General features: G+C 64.5%; 25 protein-coding genes. 19 read left to right on the forward strand and 6 right to left on the reverse strand.

Features of this window, described 5'->3' with window-relative positions; translation table 11 throughout:
- Nucleotides 1-51 precede the first annotated feature (51 nt).
- The 7 genes from D0T21_RS08285 (at nt 52) to yidD (D0T21_RS08315) (ending at nt 7,640) form a co-directional block, all read left to right on the forward strand.
- Nucleotides 52-1,887: an ABC transporter transmembrane domain-containing protein gene (locus D0T21_RS08285; protein WP_116990854.1), complete on the forward strand. Its 1,836-nt coding sequence runs from the start codon at nt 52-54 to the stop codon at nt 1,885-1,887.
- Between the two features lie 66 nt (nt 1,888-1,953).
- Nucleotides 1,954-2,727: a sterol desaturase family protein gene (locus D0T21_RS08290; protein ID WP_116990855.1), complete on the forward strand. Its 774-nt coding sequence runs from the start codon at nt 1,954-1,956 to the stop codon at nt 2,725-2,727.
- Nucleotides 2,728-2,751: 24 nt separating this feature from the next.
- Entirely contained in the window at nt 2,752-3,837 is a 1,086-nt protein-coding gene (locus D0T21_RS08295; protein ID WP_116990856.1) for a low specificity L-threonine aldolase, read from the forward strand.
- Nucleotides 3,838-3,900: 63 nt separating this feature from the next.
- Nucleotides 3,901-5,457 carry a DEAD/DEAH box helicase gene (locus D0T21_RS08300; protein ID WP_116990857.1) on the forward strand — a complete coding sequence of 519 codons (1,557 nt, stop codon included), beginning with the start codon at nt 3,901-3,903 and terminating at the stop codon, nt 5,455-5,457.
- Nucleotides 5,458-5,542: 85 nt separating this feature from the next.
- The gene (locus tag D0T21_RS08305) at nt 5,543-6,517 is read left to right on the forward strand and encodes a thymidylate synthase (RefSeq protein ID WP_116990858.1); all 975 of its coding nucleotides are present in this window, start codon (nt 5,543-5,545) and stop codon (nt 6,515-6,517) included.
- Nucleotides 6,514-7,209 (forward strand): alpha/beta fold hydrolase, encoded by a 696-nt coding sequence (locus D0T21_RS08310; RefSeq protein ID WP_116990859.1) that lies wholly within the window; start codon nt 6,514-6,516, stop codon nt 7,207-7,209. Before D0T21_RS08305 ends, D0T21_RS08310 begins: the two co-directional genes overlap by 4 nt.
- Nucleotides 7,206-7,640: a membrane protein insertion efficiency factor YidD gene (yidD, locus tag D0T21_RS08315; RefSeq protein WP_116990860.1), complete on the forward strand. Its 435-nt coding sequence runs from the start codon at nt 7,206-7,208 to the stop codon at nt 7,638-7,640. The genes D0T21_RS08310 and yidD (D0T21_RS08315) overlap by 4 nt, the downstream gene beginning before the upstream one ends.
- 1 nt (nt 7,641) lies before the next feature.
- Here the strand turns inward: yidD (D0T21_RS08315) and D0T21_RS08320 are convergent, their stop codons facing one another.
- Both D0T21_RS08320 and D0T21_RS08325 read right to left on the reverse strand, forming a co-directional pair.
- Nucleotides 7,642-7,995, reverse strand: a complete 354-nt coding sequence (locus D0T21_RS08320; protein ID WP_116990861.1) for a cupredoxin domain-containing protein — start codon at nt 7,993-7,995, stop codon at nt 7,642-7,644.
- A gap of 6 nt (nt 7,996-8,001) precedes the next feature.
- Nucleotides 8,002-8,883, reverse strand: coding sequence for a metallophosphoesterase (locus tag D0T21_RS08325; RefSeq protein WP_116990862.1), 882 nt, complete (start codon nt 8,881-8,883; stop codon nt 8,002-8,004).
- Between the two features lie 174 nt (nt 8,884-9,057).
- Here D0T21_RS08325 and D0T21_RS08330 point away from each other — a divergent pair, with 174 nt between their 5' ends.
- The 10 genes from D0T21_RS08330 to D0T21_RS08375 all read left to right on the forward strand — a co-directional run bounded on the left by D0T21_RS08330 (nt 9,058) and on the right by D0T21_RS08375 (nt 19,520).
- The gene (locus D0T21_RS08330; protein ID WP_116990863.1) at nt 9,058-9,594 is read left to right on the forward strand and encodes a sigma-70 family RNA polymerase sigma factor; all 537 of its coding nucleotides are present in this window, start codon (nt 9,058-9,060) and stop codon (nt 9,592-9,594) included.
- Nucleotides 9,584-10,369 carry an anti-sigma factor gene (locus D0T21_RS08335; protein ID WP_116990864.1) on the forward strand — a complete coding sequence of 262 codons (786 nt, stop codon included), beginning with the start codon at nt 9,584-9,586 and terminating at the stop codon, nt 10,367-10,369. Before D0T21_RS08330 ends, D0T21_RS08335 begins: the two co-directional genes overlap by 11 nt.
- Before the next feature lie 64 nt (nt 10,370-10,433).
- Entirely contained in the window at nt 10,434-11,144 is a 711-nt protein-coding gene (locus D0T21_RS08340) for a hypothetical protein (protein ID WP_147328052.1), read from the forward strand.
- Entirely contained in the window at nt 11,145-11,621 is a 477-nt protein-coding gene (gene yidD, locus D0T21_RS08345; protein WP_116990866.1) for a membrane protein insertion efficiency factor YidD, read from the forward strand. It abuts the gene before it with no gap.
- Nucleotides 11,618-12,103, forward strand: coding sequence for a dihydrofolate reductase (locus D0T21_RS08350; protein WP_116990867.1), 486 nt, complete (start codon nt 11,618-11,620; stop codon nt 12,101-12,103). The genes yidD (D0T21_RS08345) and D0T21_RS08350 overlap by 4 nt, the downstream gene beginning before the upstream one ends.
- A gap of 36 nt (nt 12,104-12,139) precedes the next feature.
- A complete protein-coding gene (locus D0T21_RS08355; protein ID WP_116990868.1) occupies nt 12,140-12,760 on the forward strand; it encodes a DUF4337 domain-containing protein in 621 nt (206 codons plus the stop codon).
- 202 nt (nt 12,761-12,962) lie between these two features.
- Nucleotides 12,963-15,215: an arginine/lysine/ornithine decarboxylase gene (locus tag D0T21_RS08360; protein WP_116990869.1), complete on the forward strand. Its 2,253-nt coding sequence runs from the start codon at nt 12,963-12,965 to the stop codon at nt 15,213-15,215.
- Nucleotides 15,216-15,448: 233 nt separating this feature from the next.
- Entirely contained in the window at nt 15,449-17,233 is a 1,785-nt protein-coding gene (locus tag D0T21_RS08365; protein WP_116990870.1) for a DUF1800 family protein, read from the forward strand.
- A 9-nt stretch (nt 17,234-17,242) separates the two neighbouring features.
- On the forward strand, nt 17,243-18,679 hold the full coding sequence (locus D0T21_RS08370; protein WP_116990871.1) for a DUF1501 domain-containing protein: 1,437 nt from the start codon (nt 17,243-17,245) through the stop codon (nt 18,677-18,679).
- Between the two features lie 34 nt (nt 18,680-18,713).
- Complete coding sequence (locus D0T21_RS08375) at nt 18,714-19,520, forward strand: lipid II flippase Amj family protein (RefSeq protein ID WP_116990872.1); 807 nt, start codon at nt 18,714-18,716, stop codon at nt 19,518-19,520.
- Here D0T21_RS08375 and D0T21_RS08380 read toward each other — a convergent pair whose 3' ends face one another.
- Genes D0T21_RS08380 through D0T21_RS08390 form a run of 3 tightly spaced genes read right to left on the reverse strand, consistent with a single transcriptional unit; the run spans nt 19,521 to nt 21,666 of the window.
- Nucleotides 19,521-20,396 (reverse strand): intradiol ring-cleavage dioxygenase, encoded by an 876-nt coding sequence (locus D0T21_RS08380; protein WP_116990873.1) that lies wholly within the window; start codon nt 20,394-20,396, stop codon nt 19,521-19,523.
- A 13-nt stretch (nt 20,397-20,409) separates the two neighbouring features.
- The gene (locus tag D0T21_RS08385) at nt 20,410-21,114 is read right to left on the reverse strand and encodes a hypothetical protein (RefSeq protein WP_116990874.1); all 705 of its coding nucleotides are present in this window, start codon (nt 21,112-21,114) and stop codon (nt 20,410-20,412) included.
- 30 nt (nt 21,115-21,144) lie between these two features.
- Nucleotides 21,145-21,666 (reverse strand): Spy/CpxP family protein refolding chaperone, encoded by a 522-nt coding sequence (locus D0T21_RS08390; RefSeq protein WP_116990875.1) that lies wholly within the window; start codon nt 21,664-21,666, stop codon nt 21,145-21,147.
- A 206-nt stretch (nt 21,667-21,872) separates the two neighbouring features.
- Here D0T21_RS08390 and D0T21_RS08395 point away from each other — a divergent pair, with 206 nt between their 5' ends.
- Together D0T21_RS08395 and D0T21_RS08400 are read left to right on the forward strand one after the other, a co-directional pair.
- On the forward strand, nt 21,873-22,565 hold the full coding sequence (locus tag D0T21_RS08395; protein ID WP_116990876.1) for a response regulator transcription factor: 693 nt from the start codon (nt 21,873-21,875) through the stop codon (nt 22,563-22,565).
- 3 nt (nt 22,566-22,568) lie between these two features.
- Entirely contained in the window at nt 22,569-24,128 is a 1,560-nt protein-coding gene (locus tag D0T21_RS08400; protein ID WP_116990877.1) for an ATP-binding protein, read from the forward strand.
- 8 nt (nt 24,129-24,136) lie between these two features.
- Here D0T21_RS08400 and dcd read toward each other — a convergent pair whose 3' ends face one another.
- Nucleotides 24,137-24,703 (reverse strand): dCTP deaminase, encoded by a 567-nt coding sequence (gene dcd, locus D0T21_RS08405; RefSeq protein ID WP_116990878.1) that lies wholly within the window; start codon nt 24,701-24,703, stop codon nt 24,137-24,139.
- Between the last annotated feature and the right edge of the window lie 39 nt (nt 24,704-24,742).

Genomic DNA, 24,742 nt, shown 5'->3' on the forward strand with positions numbered 1-24,742 from the left:
TAGTAACACCCTAATCGTCAACAAAGAATACTTACAAACAGCAGCCACACGATGACCAACAGCACCACCGCCAGCACCCAGTCCGCAGCCGCCCCCAACACAGCAAGGGAAGCCAAGAAAGGCAGTCTAGCCACTCTGCGCGGACTCACGCCCTTCCTGTTGCCGTACAAACGCCAGTTCGTCCTGGCCGGCATCGCGCTGGTGGTCGCCGCCGGCTCCACGCTGGCGATCCCCGCCGCGTTCAAGCAGATGATCGACCTGGGCTTCGGCGGCGCCGGCGACAAGAGCATCAAACACGTCGACCTGGTGTTCCTGGCGCTGTTCGGCGTCGCCACCGTGCTGGCCCTGGCCACGGCGGCCCGCTTCTACACGGTCTCCTGGCTCGGCGAGCGCGTCACCGCCGACATCCGCAGCGCCGTCTACAAACATGTCGTCACGCAAAGCCCCGAGTTTTTCGAGACCACGCAGACCGGCGAAGTCCTGTCCCGCATCACCACCGACACCACGCTGATCCAGGCGGTGGTGGGCACCAGCATCTCGATGGCGCTGCGTAACGTGCTGCTGTTCATCGGCGGCCTGGTGATGCTGTTCGTGACCAGCGCCAAGCTGTCGGCCATCATCATCGGCCTGCTGATCCTGACCGTGCTGCCGATCGTGATGTTCGGCCGCCGCGTGCGCAAGCTGTCGCGCGATTCGCAGGACCGCATCGCCGACGCCTCCGCCATGGCCGGCGAAATCCTCAACGCCATGCCGACGGTGCAGGCCTTCACCCACGAAAAAATCGAATCCGACCGCTTCGGCGCCTCGGTCGAAGGCGCGTTCGGCACCGCCATGCGCCGCATCCGCGCACGTGCGCTGCTGACCATGATCGCCATCGTGCTGGTGTTCGGCACCATCGTCTTCGTGCTGTGGCTGGGCGCGCACGCTGTGCTCAACGGCGACATGACCGGCGGCGACCTCGGTCAATTCATCTTGTACGCGTCCATCGTGGCCGGCGCCATCGGCGCCCTGTCCGAAGTGATGGGCGAAGCGCAGCGCGCCGCCGGCGCCACCGAACGCCTGCTGGAACTGATGTCGGTCAAGTCGAACATCCAGTCGCCGGCTATGCCGCTGGCGCTGCCGCCGCGCGCCGCCAACGGCGCGGCACTGAGCCTGCAAGACGTGTCGTTCTGCTACCCGTCGCGTCCCGACACGGCGGCGCTGGGCCATCTGTCGCTGGACATCAAGCCGGGTGAGACGGTGGCCGTGGTCGGCCCTTCCGGCGCCGGCAAGACCACGCTGTTCCAGCTGTTCCTGCGCTTCTACGATCCGCAGAGCGGCAGCATCAAGCTCGATGGTGTCGACATCACCAAGCTCGATCTGCATACGCTGCGCGACGCCATCGGCATCGTGCCGCAGGATACGGTGATCTTCTCGGCCGACGCGATGGAAAACATCCGCTACGGCCGCGCCGGCGCCACCGACGCGGAAGTGATCCAGGCCGCCAAGCTGGCCGCCGCCCACGAATTCATCGAACGCCTGCCGCAGGGCTATCAATCCTTCCTGGGCGAGCGCGGCGTGCGCCTGTCCGGCGGCCAGCGCCAGCGCATCGCGATCGCGCGCGCATTGCTGAAAAACCCGCCGCTGCTGCTGCTGGACGAAGCCACCAGCGCGCTGGACGCGGAATCCGAGCGCCTGGTGCAGACCGCGCTGGAAGCGGCGATGGTCGGCCGCACCACCGTCATCATCGCGCACCGCCTGGCGACGGTGCAGCGCGCCGACCGCATCATCGTGATGGAAGACGGCCGCATCGTCGAAACCGGCACCCACGCATCGCTGGTGGCGCTGGGCGGCATCTACGCCAACCTAGCGGCGCTGCAATTCCACAACGTTCACGTGGAACATTAATCAATTCATAAGCACGGCCGGCGCCGCCGGCCTTAGCATGCGTTATCTTATTTTCAAGGGTGCGCCATGCTGTACAAACTTTTGTTCAACATCGAACGCGTAGCGCGGGACTACATGATCGTGGTCGCCGTGTTCGGCGCACTGTGGCTGTGGTGGCGCTACCGGCCAGGCAGCCGGCAGCGCCTGCAGGCGAAACCGATCGGCATGCCACAGGTACGGCGCGAAGTCCTGACCTCCATCCTCAGCATCCTCGTGATCGGCAGCGTCATGCCGGTGGCTTTTGCATTGGGCCTGGGCCGGCACACCCATTTCTACCAAAGCGTGCACGCCTATGGGCGCGGATGGGGCTTTATCGCCGCCATGGTGGTGCTGATGATGCTGATCCAGGACACCTGGTTCTACTGGACCCACCGGCTGATGCACCACCGCCGCCTGTTCCGCTGGGCGCACCGCACCCATCACCTTTCCACCAACACCGGCCCCTGGTCCACCTATTCGATCAGCCCATTGGAAGCGGTGATCGATAGCTTGGGCAGCATCGTGATACTGCTGGTGTTGCCGGTCACCTTCTGGTCGCTGGTCATCTTCACGTGGATTAATACGGCCTACGCGGTGTACACGCACCTGGGCTACGAGCTGTTCCCGCGCGCGCTGTCGAAGCACTGGCTGGGCCGCTGGATCAACACCTCCACCGCCCACAACACCCATCATGCACGGGGGCGTTACAACTACAGCTGGTACTTCCTGTTCTGGGACCGGATGATGGGCACCCTGTCGCCGGACTACGACGAACACTATCGCAAAGCCGGTTTTTCAGCCCCCGAGGCAAAAAGCCGGTAACATTCTCCCTTTCAGGAGAACGCCTTGACCGACGCCGAACTGCGGCTCAGCTGCACAACCCACCTTCCCGGCCATCGCCAGCCCTCGCCCGCACAGCTGTTCGGGGCGATGTCCGCATGGTGCGAGGCCAACGGCGTGGCGCACGACACCTACGGCAATGGCACGCTGATACAGGACTTCGAGCAGAAGGTCGCCACGCTGCTGGGCTTCGAATCGGCGCTGTTCTGCATCAGCGGCACCATGGCGCAGGCCACCGCGCTGCGCATCGCCTGTTCGGAGCGGGGCAGCCAGCTGGTGGCGCTGCATCCGACCTCGCACATCCTGCGCCACGAACGCGGCAACCACCAGCTGTTCGATCACTTCCAGGCCCTGCAGATCGGCGACCCACACCGTCCGTGGACGCTGGACGAACTGAAAGGCATCCCGGACAAGCTGGGCGCCGCCACGCTGGAGCTGCCGATGCGCGAGATCGGCGGCCAATGCCCAAGCTGGGACGATCTGGCGGCCATCAAGGCTTACTGCCGCGAGCTGGCTATCCACCTGCATCTGGACGGCGCGCGCCTGTTCGAAACCGCCGCCGCATATGGCCGCCCGGCCGCCGAAATCGCAGCCGGCTTCGATTCCGTCTACGTCTCGATGTACAAGGGCATAGGCGGCATGGGCGGCGCCATGCTGCTGGGGAGCGAGCCGTTTATCGCCAAGGCCCAGGAGTGGTTCCGCCGCCAGGGCGGCAATGTCTACCAGCGCACGCCGTACGTGGTGGCCGCCGCGATGCAGTTCGATGCCCGGATGGCGGCGATGCCGAACTACTTCCGCCGCACTGAATGGCTGTATGACGTGCTGCACGACTATCCCCTACTGACGCCCAACCCCGCCCGTCCGCAAGCCAGCATGCTGCACCTGCACCTGCCGGTCAGCCGCGAGCGCGCCAACGAGATCCGCAACCGCATCGCCGAGCAGCATGGCGTGTGGCTGTTCAACGCCGCCAGCCACGCCGCGCTGCCCGGCCGCAGCTCGGTGGAGCTCTATATCGGCGACAACCTGCTCAACCTGCCGGACCAGCGCGTACGCGAAATCCTGACCCTGTGGTCGGACGCCGTGTCCAACTAATTCCTGCACAAGCCGGTGCAACCGGCTACACTGCGCCCTCTTTTTCGTTTGACTGCATACATCATGACCTTCCAAGCCCTCGGCCTGATCGACCCCATACAGCGCACGCTGGAGACGCTGGGCTACAAACAGCCCACGCCCGTCCAGAAGCAAGCCATTCCCGCCGTGCTGGCAGGCCGCGACCTGATGGCAGCGGCGCAGACCGGCACCGGCAAGACGGCGGGCTTCGCCCTGCCCATCCTGCAGCGCCTGACCATGGACGGCATGACCGCCCCGAAAGCGATCCGCTGCCTGGTGCTGGTGCCGACGCGCGAACTGGCCGAGCAGGTCTACGAGAGCTTCCGCAGCTACGGCGGCAACCTGCCGCTGAAATCGGCCGTGGCCTATGGCGGCGTGCCGATCGAACCGCAGATCACCAAGCTGCGCAAGGGCCTGGACGTGCTGGTGGCGACGCCGGGCCGCCTGATCGACCTGCACGACCAGAGCGCGATCAGCTTCGCCATGCTGCAAACGCTGGTGCTGGACGAGGCGGATCGCATGCTGGACCTGGGCTTCGAGCGCGACCTGGACATCCTGCTTGCGGCCCTGCCCAAGCAGCGCCAGACCTTGCTGTTCTCGGCCACGTTCTCGGACGAGATCCGCAAGCTGGCGGCCGGCATGCTCAAAGACCCGGTGTCGATCCAGGTCAGCGCCAGCAATACCGCCACCAAAACCGTCAAGCAGTGGCTGATCCCGACCGACAAACGCCGCAAGCCGGAACTGCTGCTGCACCTGCTGAAGAAGCTGAACTGGGGCCAGGTGCTGGTCTTCGTCAAGACCCGCAAGGGCGTCGAGACGCTGGTGACGACCTTGCAGGAACACGGCATTTCCGCCGACTCCATCCACGGCGACAAAACCCAGCCGGCCCGCCTGCGCGCGCTGGCCCGCTTCAAGAACGCCGAAGTGCAGCTGCTGGTGGCGACCGACGTCGCCGCGCGCGGCCTGGATATCGAGGCGCTGCCGCAGGTGGTCAACTTCGACCTGCCGACCGTGGCCGAGGACTACATCCACCGCATTGGCCGCACCGGCCGCGCCGGCATGGAGGGCGAAGCCGTCTCGCTGGTCTGCGCCGACGAAGTCGATATGCTGAAGGCCATCGAAACGCTGACCCGCCAGGTCATCCATCGCATCGAGGAACCGGGTTTCGAAGCCGACCACCGCGTGCCGGAGACCGGCCCAAAAGGCGTGGCCGCTGCATTGGCCAAGAAAGCCGCAGCGGAAGCGCCGGCCAAGAAGAAGCGCCCGTTCACCGGCCCTGCCGGCGGCAAGGCGGCGCCAGGCAGCGTTGCCACGGGTGGCGCTGCAGCTGGCGGCAAGCCCGCAGTGACGGCCCGTCCCGCCGGCGGCGATGCGTCGCTGGGCACGTGGACGCCACCGGCGCCATCAGACAAGCCACCCGGCGGCGCACGCTCCGCAGGCGGCAAACCGGGCGCAGGCCGCATCTACGGCGGCGCCAAGCCGGCGGCAGCGGCGCCCAAGGGCGCGGTCGTGGTCACCGGCGGACGTGGCGCCAAGTCGATGGCGCGGACTGCGGGCAAGGCCGCCGCAAAGCCGGGCGGCCGCAAGACCGGCCCACGCTGAGCGCCTGGGGCGGCGATGTGCGCCGCCTGATAAAATAGCCACCTTTCCGGGCCGTTGCGGCCCGCGCACCACGTTGGAGAATTGAATGCAGCAATACCAGGAACTGATCCAGACCGTCCTCGATACGGGCAGCTGGCAAGACAACCGCACCGGCATCCGCACCCTGAGCGTGCCGGGCGCGATGATGCGCTTCGACCTGCTGAACGACGGTTTCCCTGCCGTGACGACCAAAAAACTGGCATTCAAATCCGTGGTCGGCGAACTGTGCGCCTTCCTGCGCGCCTCCAGCAGCGCCGCCGACTTCCGCGCGCTGGGCTGCAAGGTCTGGGACCAGAATGCCAACGAGAACAAGCAGTGGCTGGACAATCCTTACCGCTTGGGCGAAGACGACCTGGGTCCGGTCTATGGCGTGCAATGGCGCCAATGGCCAGGCTTCAAGCTGATCGCCGTCGACCAGCCGGCGCAGATCGCCGACGCGCAAAAGAACGGCTTCCGCCTGATCTCGCAGATCGAGGACCAAGGCGTGACCAAGGTCCTGCTGCACAAGGCCATCGACCAGCTGCGCGAATGCCTGGACACCATCGTCAACAATCCGGGCAGCCGCCGCATTCTGTTCCACGGCTGGAATCCGGCAGTACTGGATTCGGTCGCGCTGCCGGCTTGCCACCTGCTGTACCAGTTCATTCCGAATCCGGCCACGCGCGAGCTGTCGATGTGCCTCTACGTCCGCTCCAACGACCTGGGCCTGGGCACGCCGTTCAACCTCGCGGAAGGCGCCGCGCTGATGCACCTGGTCGGCCGCCTGACCGGCTACACGCCGCGCTGGTTCACCTACTTCATCGGCGATGCCCACATCTACGAGAACCACCTGGACATGGTCAAGGAGCAGCTGACCCGCACGCCGTTCCCGGCGCCGCAGTTCCGCATCTCCGACCGCGTGCCGGACTTCGCCAAGACCGGCAAGTACGAGCCGGAATGGCTGGAAAAGGTCGAACCGTCGGACTTCTCGCTGGAAGGCTACCAGCACCACGCGCCGATCACAGCGCCGATGGCTGTATGACGCGACTGGACTTCATCCCCGGCACGCTATGCGACGAAAGGATGTGGTCCCGTTTGACGCCGCTGCTGGGCAGCGGCTTCGTGTTCAATCATGTGCCGCTGCACAAGGCGCGCACGCGCTTGCAGATGCAGGAGCTGATCGCCGCGCACAGCGCGCCGTCGGCGCACCTGGTGGCGTTCTCGTTGGGCGCCTATCTCGCCATCGAGTACGCGCTGCTGCACCCGGAACGCGTGCAGTCGCTGGTGCTGATCGCGAATTCGGCGCGCGGCCTGAGCGAAACCGAGATACAAACCCGCCGCCGCATCATCCCCATGTTGAAGAACAACGCCTACACCGGCATGACACGCATGCGCCTGCGCGAGCTGCTGCATGAGGCGCATCTGGGTGACCAGTCCATCATCGACATCATCCAGCAGATGGCGCTGGACCTCGGCAAGGACGTGCTGCTGGCGCAGTTCACCGCCTCGATGGAGCGTCCGGACCTGATGGAGCGGCTGGCGGAAATCACCTGCCCCGTACTGATCGTCGGCGCGAACGGCGACCAGCTGGTCGATCCAGCCCACCTCCAGGAGATGCAGCGCCACCTGCCCGACTCCCGCCTGCATCTGCACGACGACACCGGTCACATGATCCCGATGGAGGCTCCGCAAGCGCTGGCCGCCGACATATTGGCGTTCCATCAAGCCGCATGAAACACCTCGCCCTCGCCGTCATCGCGTTCTATCGACGCCACCTGTCGCGGTTGAAGGGCTTTTCCTGCGCCTTCCGCGTCTACACCGGCCGGGATAGCTGCTCCGCCTACGGCCAGCGCGTCATCGCCAGGCATGGCCTGATCCTCGGCCTGATGCTGCTGAACCGCCGCATGAACGCATGCGGCGACATGCATCACCAGCATCGCCCGCCGGCGATGCGCGCCATGAGCGCGCGCCACCGGGCGCAGGCAGGCTTTTGCGACCTGTCCTGCGACCTGCCCGACCTGTCCTGCGCCGGCGACGCCTGCGATGTCGCCTCGTGCGCGGGCGAGATCGCCAATTGCGACACCGGAGGTTGCAGCAACCGGTGGCGCAGCCGCAAGAACAAAGACCCTTATGTACGCGTCAATCCCATATCGGGACTGGAGTAACTCAGGCCTTGACGATCAGCGTGCCGGACATCTCCTCATGGCCGCTGCCGCAGAAGTTATCGCATAAAAAACCGAACTGCCCGGCCTCTTCCGGCTTGAGCTTCACCCGCACGGGTTTGCCCATCACCAGATCGGCGCGGATCTTGAAGTCCGGCAGGCTGAAGCCGTGCGGGAAGTCCAGCGCCGTCAGTTCCAGCACCACCGCCTCGCCCTTCTTCAATTCGATCACGTTCGGCGCGAAGCGGAACTTGCGGGCCTCGATCTTGATGACCCGCTCCTTCGCCTTGGCCTGCACTGCGCCCAAGGCGACCAGCGCCAACGGGGCGCACATCAGCATTCTACGTTTGTTCAACATGTCGTTTTATCCTTTCATCGCTGGGAATTCGGTGATCTGATACGCCACCGGTTTCATCTCGGCCTCCACCTCGCGGAAGCCCAGGCCCTTGCCCGGCGCGGCCGGATCCCACGGCAGCGGCGTGCGTTTGTCCTGCGAACCCGGCGCCGGCAGCGGGAAGATCAGCGACTTGGCCGCGTGATGCGCGATGTGGCCGCTCATGTGGTGGTTCTCCTGGTGGATGTGGCCATAGAACACCGTGACGTTCGAATACGGCATCAGCAGCGCCATCGCCTGCTCGCCGTCGCGCGTGGCCCAGTCCCATTTCGGCGCCAGGTCGAACAAAGGCCGGTGCGTCAGCACGACGATGCGCGCGTCCTTCGCCTGCTTGTCCAGGTCCGCCTTCAGCCAGGCCAGCTGCGCCTCGCCGATGCGCGCGCCTGGGTCGGAGACGTTGTCGAGGGCGATGAAGTGCACGCCCTTGTGATCGAAGCTGTAGTGCGTGGGGCCGAAGAACTCCTGGAACGCCGCGCCGTTGTCGAGCGAGGCGTCATGCTCGCCCGCCAGGAAGTGCACGTCCTTGACCTTCAAGCCGCCGACGATCTGCTTGAACTCGGCCATGCGCCGGCGGCGCTCGGCCGCGTCGTCGGTGGTGTGGGTCAGGTCGCCGGTGAAGACGATGAAGTCGGGGGGCGTGGCCAGCGCATTGACGCTCTCCACCGCCTGCCTGAGCGTGTTCTGCGCCTCCGGATTGGCCGGCCCCTTGTAGCCCCAGTGCGAATCGGACAGCTGCACAAAGTAGAAATCCTCGTAGCCGGCAGCGGCCATGGCCTTGCCGTACAAGCCGGACATGAAGACGGCGCCGCCGCCCACTGCGCCCAGCTTTAAAAATCCTCTGCGATCGATCATGATGTACTCCGTGATGTGGTTGTCAAGACGTCGCCGCGACATGGCATAATCGGCAAGCGACGGTCGTACCGGCTAAAACCCGGATCACGGCCCGGATATTCCCGATTATTTTTTTATTTCTCAGGCGGGAATAAAACCGCACCGGGCGGAGTCTTCATCGACTGGACCACTGCAATGGATAAGTATTTGGGCGACGACGATAAAACCGCGCAGTTCGAGGCGATGGCCATGCCGCACCTGGACGCGGCCTACAACCTGGCCCGCTGGCTGACCCGCAACGAGCATGACGCCGACGATCTGGTGCAGAGCGCCTACCTGCGCGCCTTCCGCTTTGCCGACGGCTTTCGCGGCGGCGACGTGCGTGCGTGGCTGCTGACCATTGTGCGCCACACCTACTACAGCGCGCTGCGCGACGGCCAGGCGCAGCGCGGCGATGTCAGCTTCGATGAAACGCTGCATGGCGACGACGAATCCACCGATCCGGCCGCCATCGTCGCCAGCCGCGACACCGGCCGCACCGTCAACGCCGCGCTGGCCCAGCTGCCGCAGGCGTTCCGCGAGGTGCTGGTGTTGAAGGAGATGGACGATTTGTCGTACAAGCAGATTGCGCAGGTGACCGAGACGCCGATCGGCACGGTGATGTCGCGGCTGGCCCGCGCGCGCAAGCTGCTGCTGGCGTATCTGAAGCACGGAGGGCAGGATGGAATCTAAGCACAGCCAGGAAATGCTGTCGGCGTATCTGGACGATGAACTGAGTGTGGCCGACCGGCGGCAGCTGGAGGCGCATTTGTCCGGCTGCGCCGATTGCAGCGCCGCGCTGGAGGAGCTGGAGGCGCTGCGCGGCCGGATCGGCATGGAGGCAAGCCGCCATGCCGCGCCCGAATATCTGAAGCACCGCATCCACGCCGCGCTGCGGGCCGAGCCCACGCACCGGCCGCGCCGCGCGTCGCCGCGCGCATGGCCGTGGGCGTGGATCAACCTTGGCCTGACGGGTGCGGCGACGGCCGCCTTTGCCGTCACGTTGACGTTGTACCTTGGCCAGCCCAGCGCCAACGAGCGCATCGAGCAGGAGCTGGTGGCCAGCCACTTCCGCGCGCTGATGCCCAACCATCTGGCCGACGTGGCCTCGACCGACCAGCACACGGTCAAGCCTTGGTTCGCCGGCAAGCTGGATTTTTCGCCGCCGGTGTTCGACCTGGCGGAGCAAGGCTATACGCTGGTCGGCGGCCGACTGGACTATCTTCAACAGCGGCCGGTGGCGGCGCTGGCCTACCGTCATCGGCAGCACATCCTCAACCTGTACATCTGGCCGGATGCCGGCGCCCACGCCGGCGCGCCGCAGGCAAGCATGCGGCAGGGTTTCCACCTGCTGCGCTGGTCGCAGGACGGCATGCAGTACTCGGCCGTGTCGGACATGAATCCGCAGGACCTGGCGCAGTTCGCCGGCCAGCTGCGCCAGAAAGTGGCGCAGGCCGACGCACAGTAGATAGAGGACGCGGGTTTTCGCCGCGGCGTGTTATTGTGACTTGTTTAATAAGCCACATTTACACATGAACAAAAAACTGATCGGCTCTGTTGTTGCGCTAACGTTGGTACCGGGCCTGCTGGCCGGCTGCCGCGACAAACCTGCGCCGGCCGCGCCCACGCCACGAGTGGCGGTCGCCTCCCAGACGGCCGTCGGATCGCATGCGCCACAGCCTGAGGGCGCGTCCGACGGAGAAGAAGTCGACGTCAGCCAAACGCTGAAGGGCAAAGACTTCACGCTGGAGGTGTACGGCAGCGATACTTTCCGCAGCCTGGACATCAGCATGGCTGACGGCCAGCCGGTTCGCCAACTGCGTTCGATGGACGGCAAGACCTCCGAACTCGCCAACATCACCTTCGCCCCTGGCGACAATTTTGAACTCAGGGAGCTGATTCCCGGCGACGCCCACCAACAAGTCCTGTGCAAGGGCAGCCAGTTATTAAGCCGCGGCGCTGGCATATTGGATACGTATTCGCTCTACCGCATTGAAGGCGACCACCTTCAGGAGCTGGTCAGCTTGGTCACCGAGCGCGACGTTGAAGAAGGCAACGGCTTCACCCCACAAAAGCTGCACGCGACCGTTGAGGAAACCTCGCGCGACGGCCAGCCGCTCATTATCTACCGGGTCAAGGCCGGCAAGCAGGCGGAGCGTACCATCGAGCTGCGCTGGAACGGCAAGCTGTTCGAAGACCCTAGCGGCCAGTACGCAAAGATCGCCGCCGAATACATCCCCTAGATGAAACGCCCCGCCCTCGCCGCCATCACTGCCTATCAACGCTACCTGTCGCCGCTGAAGGGTTTCAGCTGCGCCTTTCGCGTCCATACAGGCCGGGACAGCTGCTCACAGTACGGCAAGCGCGTGATCGCCCGTCATGGCCTGGCTGTCGGCCTGCTGCTGTTACAGCGCCGCATGGTCGATTGCGGCGACCTGCACCACCGCCATCGGCCGCCGCGCCCGGCGCTGTCGGCGCGCCACCTCAGGCAGGCGGGCTTTTGCAGCTGGGGCGAGGTGTTCGAGTTCGGCTGCGACTTCTTTGCCGACTGGGCGCGCAGCGCCCGCTGCTGCAGCTGGCGCTACAGCACCCTGCCGACCGAACTCGACGACAACTATCCGGGCACATCGCCACGCCGGCGCCGCAAGCAATCGGCCGCGCCGAAAAAGGCCAAATTGAACGATAATGTCGGCTCTGCATCTGATAGCATCAAAAAATGAGCACACTGACCATCATCGTCGCCATGGACGCCCAGCGCGGCATCGGCATCAACAACACCCTGCCGTGGAAGCTGCCGGAAGACCTCGCGCATTTCAAGCGTTTGACCACCGGCCACCCGATCATCATGGGCCGTAAAACGTTTGATTCCATCGGCCGCCCGCTGCCCAACCGCCGCAACATCGTCATCACCCGCAATCCCGACTGGCGCCATGACGGCGTGGAAGCGGTCGGCTCGGTCGAGGCGGCCCTGGCGCTGCTGGACGGCGCCACCGGCTTCGTCATCGGCGGCGCCGAGATCTACCAGCAATCGATGCAACTGGCGGACCAGTTGATAATCACCGAGATCGCCCGCACCTACCAGTGTGACGCCTTCTTCCCGCAACTCGACGCCAGCGTGTGGCAGGAAACCGCCCGCGAGCAGCATGCGTCGGAAACGGCCGATTTGCAGTACGCTTTTGTTACACTGCGCCGCAAGGCCTAAGCCCCAACTTCAACCTCATCCAGGAATCAACAGCATATGTCAGGCGACGGTTTTCACGTACACGGACCGCACGATCACGCGGTCGAACACGCTTCCCACGGCAGCGATGGCTTTTCGAACAATATTGCCGTCATGACGGCCATCCTGGCCACCGTCGGCGCCACCTTCGGCTACCTGGGCGGCGCCACGCAGAACGACGCGGCGCTGTTCAAGAACAACGCTGCCATCGACAAGACCCAGGCCGCCAACAGCTGGAACTACTACCAGGCCAAGTCCAGCAAGCAAAACCTGGCCGAGTTGGCGATGTCGCTGCCGGGCATCGATCCGAAGAAGTACGAGGCCGACATGGCCCGCTACAAATCGGAGAAGGAAGACATCAAGAAAGACGCCGAAAAGTGGGAGGAATCCTCTAAAGAGTGGAACCACAAATCGGACGAAGCCATGCACGAGCACCATCAGTGGGCGCTGGCCACCACCGCCGAGCAGATCGCCATCTCGCTGGCCGCCATCACCCTGCTGACCCGCAAGAAATGGATGATGGGCCTGGCCTACGGCGTGGCCGGCGTCGGCATCGCGCTGGGCGCGTTTGCCTGGTTCCACGTCGATCCGGTCGGCCAGATGCTGGCCAAACTGGGCGGCGGCGCGGTCGGGCACTAAGAGCTACAAGCCCGGTGTAATACCGTCGTCATAGTATTGCGGCAATCTTGTCTGGATTTTTGCAATATTTTTTTCCCGCAGCGGCCCCATTTCTGCGAGAATCCCGTTCTTATTTTTTTTATGCGGCTGCTCAGTGCAGCGGTCGCGCCCTAGTCCGCCCCTCCACACAAGTCAGGGGCGGCTTGCTTTTTTGGAGACATGCATGAAATTTCGTTTCCCCATCGTCATCATCGACGAGGATTTCCGTTCCGAGAACACGTCCGGCCTGGGCATTCGCGCCCTGGCCGATGCAATGGAAAAAGAAGGCATGGAAGTGGTGGGCGTGACCAGCTACGGCGACCTGTCCCAGTTTGCCCAGCAGCAGTCGCGCGCCTCGGCCTTCGTGCTGTCGATCGACGATGAGGAATTCGGCGCCGGCTCGGTCGAGGAAACCGACACCGCACTGAAGTCGCTGCGCGCCTTCGTCGAGGAAATCCGCTACAAGAACGCCGACATCCCGATCTACCTGTACGGCGAAACCCGCACCTCACGCCATATCCCCAACGACATCCTGCGCGAACTGCACGGCTTCATCCACATGTTCGAGGACACCCCGGAATTTGTGGCGCGCCACATCATCCGCGAAGCCAAGTCCTACCTGGACGGCCTGTCGCCGCCGTTCTTCCGCGCGCTGGTGCACTACGCCAACGACGGCTCCTATTCGTGGCACTGCCCCGGCCACTCGGGCGGCGTCGCCTTCCTGAAGTCGCCGATCGGCCAGATGTTCCACCAGTTCTTCGGCGAGAACATGCTGCGCGCCGACGTCTGCAACGCGGTTGAAGAACTGGGCCAGCTGCTGGACCACACCGGCCCGGTGGCAGCGTCCGAGCGCAACGCCGCCCGCATCTTCAACGCCGACCACTGCTACTTCGTCACCAACGGCACCTCGACCTCGAACAAGATGGTCTGGCACTCGACGGTGGCGCCGGGCGACATCGTCGTGGTCGACCGCAACTGCCACAAGTCCATCCTGCACTCGATCATCATGTGCGGCGCGATTCCGGTGTTCCTGATGCCGACCCGCAACCACCTGGGCATCATCGGTCCGATTCCGCTGGAAGAGTTCACGATGGAGAGCATCCAGCGCAAGATCGAAGCCAATCCGTTCGCGCGCGAAGCCGTGAACAAGAAGCCGCGCATCCTGACCATCACCCAGTCGACCTACGACGGCGTGGTCTACAACGTGGAAACCCTGCGCGAAATGCTGGACGGCCAGATCGACACGCTGCACTTCGACGAAGCATGGCTGCCGCACGCCACCTTCCACGACTTCTACAAGAACATGCACGCGATCGGCAAGGATCGTCCGCGCGCCAAGGAGTCGATGATCTTCTCGACCCAGTCCACCCACAAGCTGCTGGCAGGCCTGTCGCAGGCCTCGCAGGTGCTGGTGCGCGAATCGGAGTCGGTCAAGCTGGACCGCGACGCCTTCAACGAGGCCTACCTGATGCACACCTCGACCTCGCCGCAATACTCGATCATCGCCTCGTGCGACGTCGCCGCGGCCATGATGGAAGCGCCGGGCGGCACCGCGCTGGTGGAAGAGTCGATCCTCGAAGCGCTGGACTTCCGCCGCGCGATGAAGAAGATCGACCAGGAATGGGGCAAGGACTGGTGGTTCCAAGTGTGGGGTCCGGACAAGTTCGCCGAAGAAGGCATCGGTTCGCAGGAAGACTGGATCATCAAGGCCGAGGACGACTGGCACGGCTTCGGCAAGCTGGCGCCGGGCTTCAACATGCTGGACCCGATCAAGGCCACCATCGTCAACCCTGGCCTGTCGCTGGACGGCCAGTTTGCCGAGACGGGCATTCCGGCGTCCATCGTCACCAAGTACCTGGCCGAGCACGGCGTGATCATCGAGAAGTGCGGCCTGTACTCGTTCTTCATCATGTTCACCATCGGCATCACCAAGGGCCGCTGGAACACGCTGCTGACCGCCTTGCAGCAGTTCAAGGACGATTACGACAAGAACCAGCCGATGTGGCGCATCCTGCCGGAGTTCGCGGCCGCCAACCCGACCTACGAAGGCATGGGCCTGCGCGACCTGTGCCAGCAGATCCACGATTTCTACAAGGCCTACGACGTCGCGCGCCTGACGACGGAGATGTACCTGTCGGACATGATCCCGGCCATGAAGCCGTCGGACGCCTTCGCCAAGATGGCGCACCGCGAGATCGAGCGCGTCGCCATCGACGAGCTGGAAGGCCGCATCACGTCCATCCTGCTGACGCCTTACCCACCGGGCATTCCGCTGCTGATCCCGGGCGAGCGCTTCAACAAGACCATCGTCGACTACCTGCGCTTCGCGCGCGACTTCAACGAGCGCTTCCCCGGCTTCGAGACCGACGTGCACGGCCTGGTCAAGCGCGAAGTGGACGGCAAGCGCGGCTACTTCGTGGATTGCGTCAAGCAATAAAACCACGCGTCGCCATGCAGAAAAAGGACAGCTTCGGCTGTCCTTTTTTTATTGCATATAACATTTCCCAGAAATATTATTATTTTCAGTGCGATAAGTTCACGTAAAATTCACTCTTCATCCATCAAATTCCATCATTTATTTAGATATTGCTGCGCGGAATTGAAATTAGTTTTTTGTTGAAAGCTTCCCTATTTTACAATCTGCGCTTTTGGAATTCCAAAAGGCAAGAGATGAAGCTCTGTTCCCCGACGTCCACATCTGCGCTGTTCTTTGCACTATCGCTGGCCGCCTGCGGCGGCGGCACGCCAGGCGGTGACGCTGCGGCCGATCGCACTGCCGCCAACTTCAGCGTACGTTCAGTCTCCGGCGCCGCAAGCGTTCGTTCGGGCGACGGGCCAAGCGACCCGCTCACGCCCGTCTCGCCGGCTCAGCCACCCGGCAACACCACTTCCTCGCCGCTGACACCGGCAATTGCGGCCCACTTCCTCGCCCAAGCCACGTTCGGCCCCACTGCGGCCGGCATCAGCGCCCTCAGTGCCAGCAGCAAGGAAGACTGGATCAGCAGCGAATTCAAAAAGCCGCAAACACTGCATCGCAACTATGTGCAGGACGCCGCCTCCTTGCTTCCGGCCGGCACTGTTCTATCGCCGGCCGAGATGTATCAAACGTTCTGGAAGCAAGCCGCTACCGGCGACGATCAGTTGCGCCAGCGCGTAACGTTTGCCCTGTCGCAAATCTTCGTGATTTCCATGATCGACGACAATCTGTACACGCGCGCCATCGGGGTGGCCAGCTATTACGACATGCTGGGTCAATTCGCCTTCGGCAACTTCCGCGATCTGCTGCAGGGCGTGGCCTTGCACCCCATGATGGGCATCTATCTCAGTCATATGCGCAATCAGAAGGAAAGCGGCAGCCGCGTCCCGGACGAGAATTTCGCCCGCGAAATCATGCAGTTAATGACGATAGGCCTCTACCAGCTCAACCCCGATGGCAGCCAGAAACTCCAGAACGGCAGGCCGGTGGAAACCTATACGCACGACGACGTGGCCGGCCTGGCCAAGGTCTTTACCGGCTGGAGCTGGGCAGGTCCCGACCAGTCGGCGCCCCGGTTCTACGGCCTCAGCAAAGATCCGGCACGCGACTGGACGCCGATGCAGAACTACCCCGCCTACCATTCGACCTCCACCAAGAGTTTCCTGGGTACGAGCGTCAGCGGCGGCAGCGGCGAAGCCGATCTGAAGGCTGCGCTCGATACCCTGTTCCAGCATCCGAACACGGGGCCCTTTATCGGGCGCCTGCTGATCCAGCACCTGGTCAGCAGCAATCCGAGTCCGGCCTACGTCGGCCGCGTCGCCGCCGCTTTTGCCAACAACGGCAGCGGCGTGCGGGGCGACATGCGTGCCGTCCTGCGCGCTGTCCTGCTGGACCCCGAGGCGGCCGACAACGGCAGCCCCAAGAAGTTGCGCGAGCCGATATTGCGCCTGACCCACTGGATGCGCGCATTCAACGCCAAGTCCACGTCGGGCCGCTTCATACTTCCCGGCATGGACGACGCGCTCAACGGCCTGGCCCAGACGCCGCTGCGTTCGCCGTCGGTGTTTAACTTCTTCCGTCCCTCCTACACGCCGCCGAACACATCGCTGTCGGCACAGGGCCTGCAGGCGCCGGAAATGCAGATCACCGGCGAACCCTCGGTGACGGGCTACCTGAACTTCATGCAGTGGGTCATCCCCACCGGGGTGGGTGTCAACCACGATATCAAGGCCAACTACAGTGCCGAACTGGCGCTGGCCGGACAGCCGCCGCAGCTGGTCGATCGCATCAACCTGCTGCTGCTGAGCGGAACGATGTCCACCACCTTGCGCAACCAGATCCTCGGCGCGCTCAACGCCGTGTATATGCCCGTGCCCAGCAGCAGCAACGCGGCCCAGATCGACGCCGGCCGCATCAACCGCGTCTACATGGCGATCTATCTGACCATGGCTTCCCCCGAATACCTGGCGCAACGTTAAGGACCCACCATGCACTTTGACACTCCCTCCCGCCGTAACTTCCTCGGCAAGATGCTGGCACTGGCCGGCGGCAGCAGCCTACCCTTCACGCTGAACCTGGCGGCCATGAGCAACGCGGTGGCGGCCGGCGCCACCGACTACAAAGCCATCGTCTGCCTGTTCCTCAACGGCGGCAACGACCATTTCAATACGGTGCTGGCGACCGACAGCACGTCATGGAGCGAATACCGGCGCGTGCGCGCCACCGCCGACAGCGGCGCCATCGCCCTGCCCGGCGTCGGCGCCTCGGGCGGGGTGCTGCCGATCGTGCCGAACACGCCGCAAGCCGGCCGCAGCTACGGGCTGCACCCGTCCCTCGGTCCGCTGAAGGACTTGTTCGATGCCGGCCGCGTCGCCGTCCTGGCCAACGTCGGCACACTGGTTCAACCACTGACGCTGGCGCAATACAAAGCGGGCGGCGCCGCCATTCCGCCGCGCCTGTTTTCGCACAACGACCAGCAGGCCATGTGGCAGTCCTCGCAGACCGAGCAGGCCGGCGGCGCGGGCTGGGGCGGCCGGCTGGGTGACCTGATGGCTAGCGCCAACGGCAACGCCGCCTTTACCTGCATCTCCACCGCAGGCAACGCGCAATTCCTCAGTGGCCGTTCGATACGCCAGTACCAGTTGGCCGGCGGCGCGGTCGTGCCGATCAATCACTTGTCGGACCGCCTGTTCGGCGTCCCGGCGTCCGCCAATCCGCTGCGCCAGATCGTCGCCGGCGACTATGCCGACCCGTTCCAGAAAGAGCACGCGGCCGTGGTGGCGCGCGCGATCAATTCCCAGGCGGCGCTGGACGGCGCTTTGCTCAGCGCCGGACCGACGGGCGTGCCCGATCCGCAGCCTTATATCAATCCGAACAACGGCGTCGCCCGCGTCAATCCGCTGGCGGTTCAGCTGCAAACCGTCGCCCGCGTGATCGGCAGCCGCAACGCATTGGGCATCAAGCGCCAGGTGTTTTACGTCAGCCTGGGCGGCTTTGACAACCACGACTTCCAGCTGAGTTCCCAAACCGACCTGCTGGCCAAGGTCGCTCACGCCATGGCCTATTTCGACGGCCTCATGGCCAATCTGCAAGGCGTCGACATGCGCAAGCAGGTGACGTTGTTCACAGCCTCGGACTTCGGCCGCACCTTCACCAGCAACGGCGACGGCACCGACCACGGCTGGGGTTCGCACCACTTCATCATGGGCGGCGCGGTCAAGGGCAAGAACATCTACGGCAGCATGCCGGTCACCGGCGTCGGTCACGACCTCGACGTCGGCTCCGGCGCGCTGCTGCCGACCACCTCAGTCGACCAGTACGGCGCCACGCTGGCCAGCTGGTTCGGCCTGTCGGCCACGCAGATTGCCGATGTGTTCCCAAATATCGGCAACTTCAGCACCCGCAACCTCGGCTTTATGGGATGATGCCGGATCTGCAACACAGGCCCGCGCGCGCCCCATGGACAAGCAACTGGTATTCATCTGTTTTCTGACGTTTGTGATCCACATCATCGGCACCCTCGCCTACTCGGTGAGGATAGCCGGGGTGCGTACCCGGCGCATCGCCGTGTCGCTGGCCTTGTTCAGCATCCTGGTGCTGGTGTCGCGCACCTCGAATTCCTTCCTCGGACCATTTCTCGCCAAGCGCATTGAGCTGAGCCTGGCCCAGCCGCTGGCGGCCGACCAGGTGCTGTCCGACCTGCGCTGGCTGCTGCTGGCGGCCACGCTGGCGACGCTGGCCGGGGCGATCCTGATCCCGACCTTCCAGCGCGTGTTCTGCCGCGCGGTCGAGCATTTCCAGGTGCACCGCTCGGTGCCCAAGCTGCTGCTGCACGGCTTCTTCAAGGGCGGGCTGTCCTACGTGAAGGACGTGGCGGCCATGCCGTCGCCCGACAATGTGCGCGGCCTGCGCGACAGCGGCAGCGTGTCGATGTCGGTGACCTTGCTTAACGTCGGCGCGGTGGCGCTGTGGACCGTCGGCGTGTTCGCCTCGCTGTACGCGGGCGTGCTCGATCCCGAGGTGCGGGTCACGTCCAGCACGCTGTCTTCCATCATCAACGGCGGCGCCACCGTGATGATGGCGGTGTTCATCGATCCCCATATGTCGGGCATGACCGACGACGTGGTCGAAGGCCGCGTCAGCGATACGCAGTTCCGCCGCGCCGTGGTGTGGCTGGTCGGCAGCCGCCTGGCCGGCACCTTGCTGGCGCAGATGCTGCTGGTGCCCTCGGCCGCCCTGATCGTCTGGGTGGCCAAGGTGCTGTGATCACCCCGCCACGCCCACCGTCAGCGTCACCACGTAGCCGTCGGTGACGTTGCCGGTGACCGCGGCCAGCTGCAGGGAATAGCCATCACTGAAGACCATGTCGCTGGCGTAGCTGATCTGCGCCAGGTTGCGCACGCTGGCGCTGTAGCCGCTGCTGGCGTAGACCTCGTTGAGCGTCGCCATCGGGAAGGTGAACTGCGAGGTCTTGATGCGGTTGGCCGCGCTGGTGCTCTTGGCCAGCGTCGGATAGACCTCGAAGTGCACGTGCGGCATGCGGCCCGAATAGCAGCCCGGGAAGATGGTCTGGAACGTCAGGTTGCCGCTGCTGTCGCTGGCCTGCACGCCGCGCAGGTAGTTCTGGTCCGTGACCCCGTTCGAGTACAGCGAGTAGTTGCCGTCGCGGTCGCAGTGCCACAGATAGACCGCGTAGCCGGACAGCGCCGCGCAACTGCCGCTGGCGTTGACGATCTGCAGCTTGATGGTCAGCGGCACGCCGGCCGCGACGCCGGTCGGACCGTTGAAGCTGCTGCGGATGTCGCTGCGCACCACGCCCGACTGGGTCAGCACGTTGACCACGCCGCTGTTGTTGCTGTTGGTGCCATCGCCTGGATATGGACCGCCGGTTTCCTCGGGGATCACCGAGCAGGTACCGGTGGGCGTGGTCGTCGTGGTGGTGCTTGTGGTGCTGGTCGCGGACGTCGAGGTCGCACTGGTGCTGTCGGCCGATGAGCCGCCTCCGCCGCAGCCAAGGACCGGCAGCGCCGATGCTCCGGCCAGCAGCCAGCGCAAGGTCTGGCGACGATCGCTGGCCAAGCTCAGCATGGCGCTCAGGTCGGCCGCCAGGCTATGTTCGTGGGTGTCATCGTGGGATTGCATTTTTACTCCTTGTTTAGACCGTGGTGTTGACCAGGTTGCCGCTGGTCCCGCTGTCGCCTACCTTCGTCGACAATGCTTGCAGGAAGGCCGCCAGCTTGGTGTTGGCGTCGGTGCTGCTGGTGCTGTCGGTGCTGGCGCTGGTACCGCCGCTCAGCTTGTCGAGCAGGTTGGCAAAGCTGCTTTCCAGTTGGCTGACGGCGTCGCTGCCGTCCGTGCTATCGGTGCTGGTGCCGGATGTGCTGTCGGTGCTGCCCGAGCTCAGTTTGGAGAGCAAGCTTTGCAGATCCGATTCCAGCTTGCCCGGGCCGCCAGGACCGCCGGGGCCACCGCCCTGCTGCGCGTCGCCGTATGCCGGCGCCTCGCTGCTGCTGGCGTTCTGCGCATGCAACGCGCCCATCAGGCTTTGCAGGAAGCTGCCCAGCGCATCGGCCACTGTGCCGCTGCTGTCCGTGGTGTCGGTGCTGTCGGCGCTGCTGGTGCTGCTGCTGGCGGAAGTCGAAGTGCTGGTGCTGCCGGCATCGCTGGCGTCGGTGATGCCGATGGATTTCAAGGCGTCGGCAATGGCCGAGGCGAAGCCGCCGCCTTCGGGCGGACGTGGCGGCGGTGCGCCGCGCGTGGCCTCGGCGCCGTTGCTGGCGCCACTGGCGCTGGTGCTGCTCAAACGGCTCAGGAAGCTAAGCTGGCTGGTGTTGCTGGAACTCAGGGCGCTAATCGACATAAGATTCTCCGTTCAATGGTTAAGGGTGCATCAAGGACGCGGCATGCGGCGGGTTTCGCCTTCAGCCTGTTTCTTGCGCTGCTCCGGGGTCAGCACGGCCAGCAGCTTCTGTTCGGTACGCACATGCTGCAAGGCGATGTTGGCCATCGCCGTCGCGGCATCCTTGGCCAGCGCTGCTGCCTTGGCGTCGTCATACTGGTCGGCGCTGCCCAGCGCGCGCAACGCTTCATGAGCTTTGGCGGCGGCCTTGCCCTGGTCGCGCAGATACGGTTCCTGCGCATGCAGGATGGCGAACACCTTGTCTTCCTGTGCCTCGCTCAGTTCGAGACCGTGGACGAACGGCGGACGGCCGTGGTGGAAGCCCGGGCCGGGACCGCGGTTGCCGGCGCCATGCTCCGGGCCGTCGTGCTCAGTGCCCTGCTTCATCATCGGTGGACGGCCGGCGTCGTCGCCCGGCTCATCGGCACGGGCGGCGCCGCCTGCGGCGAACAGCGGCAGCGCCATGGCGGCAGCCAGCAAGATATTGTGTAAGCTGGTTTTTGGAGTTTTCATGCAAACAATCCTTGGTTGGTAGGGAGTAGCCATTCTCTGGCCGCCCCGTGTAAAGCGCCGTAAGCCCCGGGTAAATCGACGTAAAGATGGCCGTTTTGACACTCAATTGGCATTGAGCAACCCGTTGTAAATCGGGGTAAAAGACCGCCGGATGCGCCTGCGAGGCTGTTATGATCGGCGCATCGACATAGAAAGAAACACGCGGCATGAAGAGCAAAGTACTGCTGATAGACGACGACATCGAACTGGTGGGCATGTTCAAGGAATACCTGGAACAGGAAGGTTTCGACGTCAAAATGGTGCACGACGGCGAAGCCGGCACCGCCGAAGCCTTCACCGGCCTGTATTCGATCGCCATCCTGGATGTGATGATGCCGCGCATGAACGGCCTGGAGACGCTGCGCCGCATCCGCACCAACAGCCAGCTGCCGATCCTGATGCTGACCGGGCGCGGCGACGACACCGACCGCATCGTCGGCCTGGAGCTGGGCGCCGACGACTACGTGGCCAAGCCTTGCACCCCGCGCGAGCTGACCGCCCGCATCCGCGCCATCCTGCGCCGGGCGCAGAGCGCGCCGCTCGACAACGGCACGCCGGCCGCACTGACCGTCGGCCAGCTGACCATGTGGCCGGAACAACGGCGCGCAGCCTGGGCCGGCGACAAGCTGGAGCTGACCAGCACGGAATTCAACCTGCTCGAAGTGCTGGCCCGCAACGCCGGCCGCCCGGTCAGCAAGAACGCCTTGTCCGAACAGGGCCTGGGCCGGCCGCTGGCGCGCTTCGACCGCAATATCGACGTCCACCTGAGCAGCTTGCGCCACAAGCTCGGCACCATCGCCGACGGCCGCTCCTGCCTGCAAACCGTGTACCGCCTGGGCTATCAGCTGATCAAGGAGTAGCCTGTGGGCCGTTTGTTCTGGAAGTTTTTCGTCTGCATCTTGCTGGCCCAGCTGACCGCCACGGTCGGCATCGGCGGCGCCGTCTGGCTCAAGAACCGTGACCAGCAAGCCAACCAGGCCAATGACCTGGACACCAGCCCGCCGGCCGAAATGGCGATCAGCTCGGCCGCCGCCACGCTGGAATTCGGCGGCGTCAAGGCGCTGCGGCGCTTGCTGGAGGGAATGGAACGGCACAAGGTGTTCGCGGTCGACGAGCAGGGCCATGAACTGCTGGAGCGCACCATCAACGCCTCCATGCTGCGCGAATCGCACGCCTTGCTCAAGCAGGAAGGCAAGCGCCGCGTGGTGCGCCAGGTCACCGATCTGGAAGGAAAACGATATATATTATTTATACCATCGCGCGGCTTGGACCTCGACCGTCCGCTGATGGCCGGCCTGGGCAGCACCCAGATGGCACTGCAAGGCCGACCGGCGGCGCCACGCGGCGGCCAACCCGACGGCGCCGGCCCAGGTCCGGGTCCAGGTCCGGGTCCAGGTCCGGGCCCCGCCCCCGGCTTCGATCCAGGCCGGGCCAGTGCTCCTCCCGATGCCCCACCGGGCAACAACCGCGGCTACGGCGGCCCTGGCGGTCCGGGCGACATGCGCGGCCCGCGCTTCCAGCCGCTGACCCTGTGGGTGCCGATCGCCGCCGCCACGCTGGCCAGCTTGTTGTTCTCGATGCTGCTGGCCTGGTACTTTTCACGGCCGATCCGCGCCCTGCGGCAAGCCTTCGACGCGGCCGCCGGCGGCGACCTGGCGCCGCGTTTCGGCGCGGCCGGCAAAGGCAAGCGCAACTCCGAACTGAACGACCTCGGCCGCGACTTCGACCGCATGACGGCGCGCCTGCGCAGCCTGATCGACGGCCAGACCCGCTTGCTGCATGACGTCTCGCACGAACTGCGCTCGCCGCTGGCGCGCTTGCAGGCGGCGATCGGCCTGGCGCACCAGCAGCCGGAAAAACTGGCGGCCTCGCTGGAGCGCATCGAACGCGAGAGCGTGCGCATGGATAAGCTGGTGGGAGAATTATTGACGCTGGCGCGCCTGGAAGCAGGCGCCATCAAGGCCAGCCAGGAAGAAATCAGCATGGCCGAGCTGCTGGAGCAAATTGCCGACGACGCCAATTACGAGGCGTCCAGCCAGCAGCGCAGCGTGGTGCAGGAAGGCGAAGCGGATGTGCTGGTCGCCGGCCAGGCCGACCTGCTGGGCCGCGCCATCGAGAACGTGGTGCGCAACGCCATCAAGCACAGCCCCGAGGGCGGCGTGGTGCAGTTGCAAACCCACACCCTGCCCGACGCCCGTAGCCTGAGCATCCGCGTGCTCGATCGCGGGGCGGGCGTTGCGCCGGCCGAGCTGGACACCATCTTCCAGCCCTTCTTCCGCTCCAGCAGCGCCAGCACCGAAGGCCATGGCCTCGGCCTGGCGATCGCCCAGCACGTGATCGAAGCCTACGGCGGCAGCATCAAGGCCAGCAACCGGGCCGGTGGCGGCCTGTGCGTGGAGATGATACTGCCGGTGAAAGCCTGAGCTAGTTCTTAGGCTTTTGGCAAGGTTACGCCGTGCTGGCCCTGGTACTTGCCGTTGCGGTCCTTGTACGACACGTCGCACACTTCGTCGCTCTCGAAGAACAATACCTGCGCGCAGCCTTCGTGCGCATAGATCTTGGCCGGCAGCGGCGTGGTGTTGGAGAACTCCAGCGTCACATAGCCTTCCCATTCCGGCTCGAACGGCGTCACGTTGACGATGATGCCGCAACGGGCGTAGGTCGATTTGCCCAGGCAAACCGTCAGCACGCTGCGTGGAATGCGGAAGTATTCCATGGTGCGGGCCAGCGCGAACGAGTTCGGCGGGATGATGCAGACATCGCTCTTGATATCGACGAAGGAGTTCGAATCGAAGTTCTTCGGATCGACGATGGTGCTGTTGATGTTGGTGAAGACCTTGAATTCATCGGCGCAACGGATGTCGTAGCCGTAGGAGGACGTGCCGTAGGAGATGACCTTGCGGCCCTCTTCCTGGCGTACCTGGTCCGGGAAGAACGGCTCGATCATCCCATGCTGCTCCGCCATACGGCGTATCCATTTATCACTTTTAATCGTCATCGCGAGGCATTCCTAAAGTTCAGGGGCGGCGCAACAGCG

The sequence above is a fragment of the Duganella sp. BJB476 genome (genome assembly GCF_003416895.1).
Lineage (GTDB): Bacteria > Pseudomonadota > Gammaproteobacteria > Burkholderiales > Burkholderiaceae_D > Rugamonas.

What these genes read in the sequence shown, in the direction of transcription:
- D0T21_RS08360 (WP_116990869.1), top strand. Translation starts at nt 12,963, where the DNA reads ATGAAATTTCGTTTCCCCATCGTCATCATCGACGAGGATTTCCGTTCC.
- D0T21_RS08330 (WP_116990863.1), top strand. Translation starts at nt 9,058, where the DNA reads ATGGATAAGTATTTGGGCGACGACGATAAAACCGCGCAGTTCGAGGCG.
- D0T21_RS08390 (WP_116990875.1), bottom strand. Translation starts at nt 21,666, where the DNA reads ATGAAAACTCCAAAAACCAGCTTACACAATATCTTGCTGGCTGCCGCC.
- D0T21_RS08365 (WP_116990870.1), top strand. Translation starts at nt 15,449, where the DNA reads ATGAAGCTCTGTTCCCCGACGTCCACATCTGCGCTGTTCTTTGCACTA.
- D0T21_RS08370 (WP_116990871.1), top strand. Translation starts at nt 17,243, where the DNA reads ATGCACTTTGACACTCCCTCCCGCCGTAACTTCCTCGGCAAGATGCTG.
- D0T21_RS08395 (WP_116990876.1), top strand. Translation starts at nt 21,873, where the DNA reads ATGAAGAGCAAAGTACTGCTGATAGACGACGACATCGAACTGGTGGGC.
- yidD (WP_116990866.1), top strand. Translation starts at nt 11,145, where the DNA reads ATGAAACGCCCCGCCCTCGCCGCCATCACTGCCTATCAACGCTACCTG.
- D0T21_RS08340 (WP_147328052.1), top strand. Translation starts at nt 10,434, where the DNA reads ATGAACAAAAAACTGATCGGCTCTGTTGTTGCGCTAACGTTGGTACCG.
- D0T21_RS08310 (WP_116990859.1), top strand. Translation starts at nt 6,514, where the DNA reads ATGACGCGACTGGACTTCATCCCCGGCACGCTATGCGACGAAAGGATG.
- D0T21_RS08355 (WP_116990868.1), top strand. Translation starts at nt 12,140, where the DNA reads ATGTCAGGCGACGGTTTTCACGTACACGGACCGCACGATCACGCGGTC.
- D0T21_RS08320 (WP_116990861.1), bottom strand. Translation starts at nt 7,995, where the DNA reads ATGTTGAACAAACGTAGAATGCTGATGTGCGCCCCGTTGGCGCTGGTC.
- D0T21_RS08325 (WP_116990862.1), bottom strand. Translation starts at nt 8,883, where the DNA reads ATGATCGATCGCAGAGGATTTTTAAAGCTGGGCGCAGTGGGCGGCGGC.
- D0T21_RS08375 (WP_116990872.1), top strand. Translation starts at nt 18,714, where the DNA reads ATGGACAAGCAACTGGTATTCATCTGTTTTCTGACGTTTGTGATCCAC.
- D0T21_RS08305 (WP_116990858.1), top strand. Translation starts at nt 5,543, where the DNA reads ATGCAGCAATACCAGGAACTGATCCAGACCGTCCTCGATACGGGCAGC.
- dcd (WP_116990878.1), bottom strand. Translation starts at nt 24,703, where the DNA reads ATGACGATTAAAAGTGATAAATGGATACGCCGTATGGCGGAGCAGCAT.
- D0T21_RS08380 (WP_116990873.1), bottom strand. Translation starts at nt 20,396, where the DNA reads ATGCAATCCCACGATGACACCCACGAACATAGCCTGGCGGCCGACCTG.
- D0T21_RS08300 (WP_116990857.1), top strand. Translation starts at nt 3,901, where the DNA reads ATGACCTTCCAAGCCCTCGGCCTGATCGACCCCATACAGCGCACGCTG.
- D0T21_RS08290 (WP_116990855.1), top strand. Translation starts at nt 1,954, where the DNA reads ATGCTGTACAAACTTTTGTTCAACATCGAACGCGTAGCGCGGGACTAC.
- D0T21_RS08335 (WP_116990864.1), top strand. Translation starts at nt 9,584, where the DNA reads ATGGAATCTAAGCACAGCCAGGAAATGCTGTCGGCGTATCTGGACGAT.
- D0T21_RS08385 (WP_116990874.1), bottom strand. Translation starts at nt 21,114, where the DNA reads ATGTCGATTAGCGCCCTGAGTTCCAGCAACACCAGCCAGCTTAGCTTC.
- D0T21_RS08350 (WP_116990867.1), top strand. Translation starts at nt 11,618, where the DNA reads ATGAGCACACTGACCATCATCGTCGCCATGGACGCCCAGCGCGGCATC.
- D0T21_RS08285 (WP_116990854.1), top strand. Translation starts at nt 52, where the DNA reads ATGACCAACAGCACCACCGCCAGCACCCAGTCCGCAGCCGCCCCCAAC.
- yidD (WP_116990860.1), top strand. Translation starts at nt 7,206, where the DNA reads ATGAAACACCTCGCCCTCGCCGTCATCGCGTTCTATCGACGCCACCTG.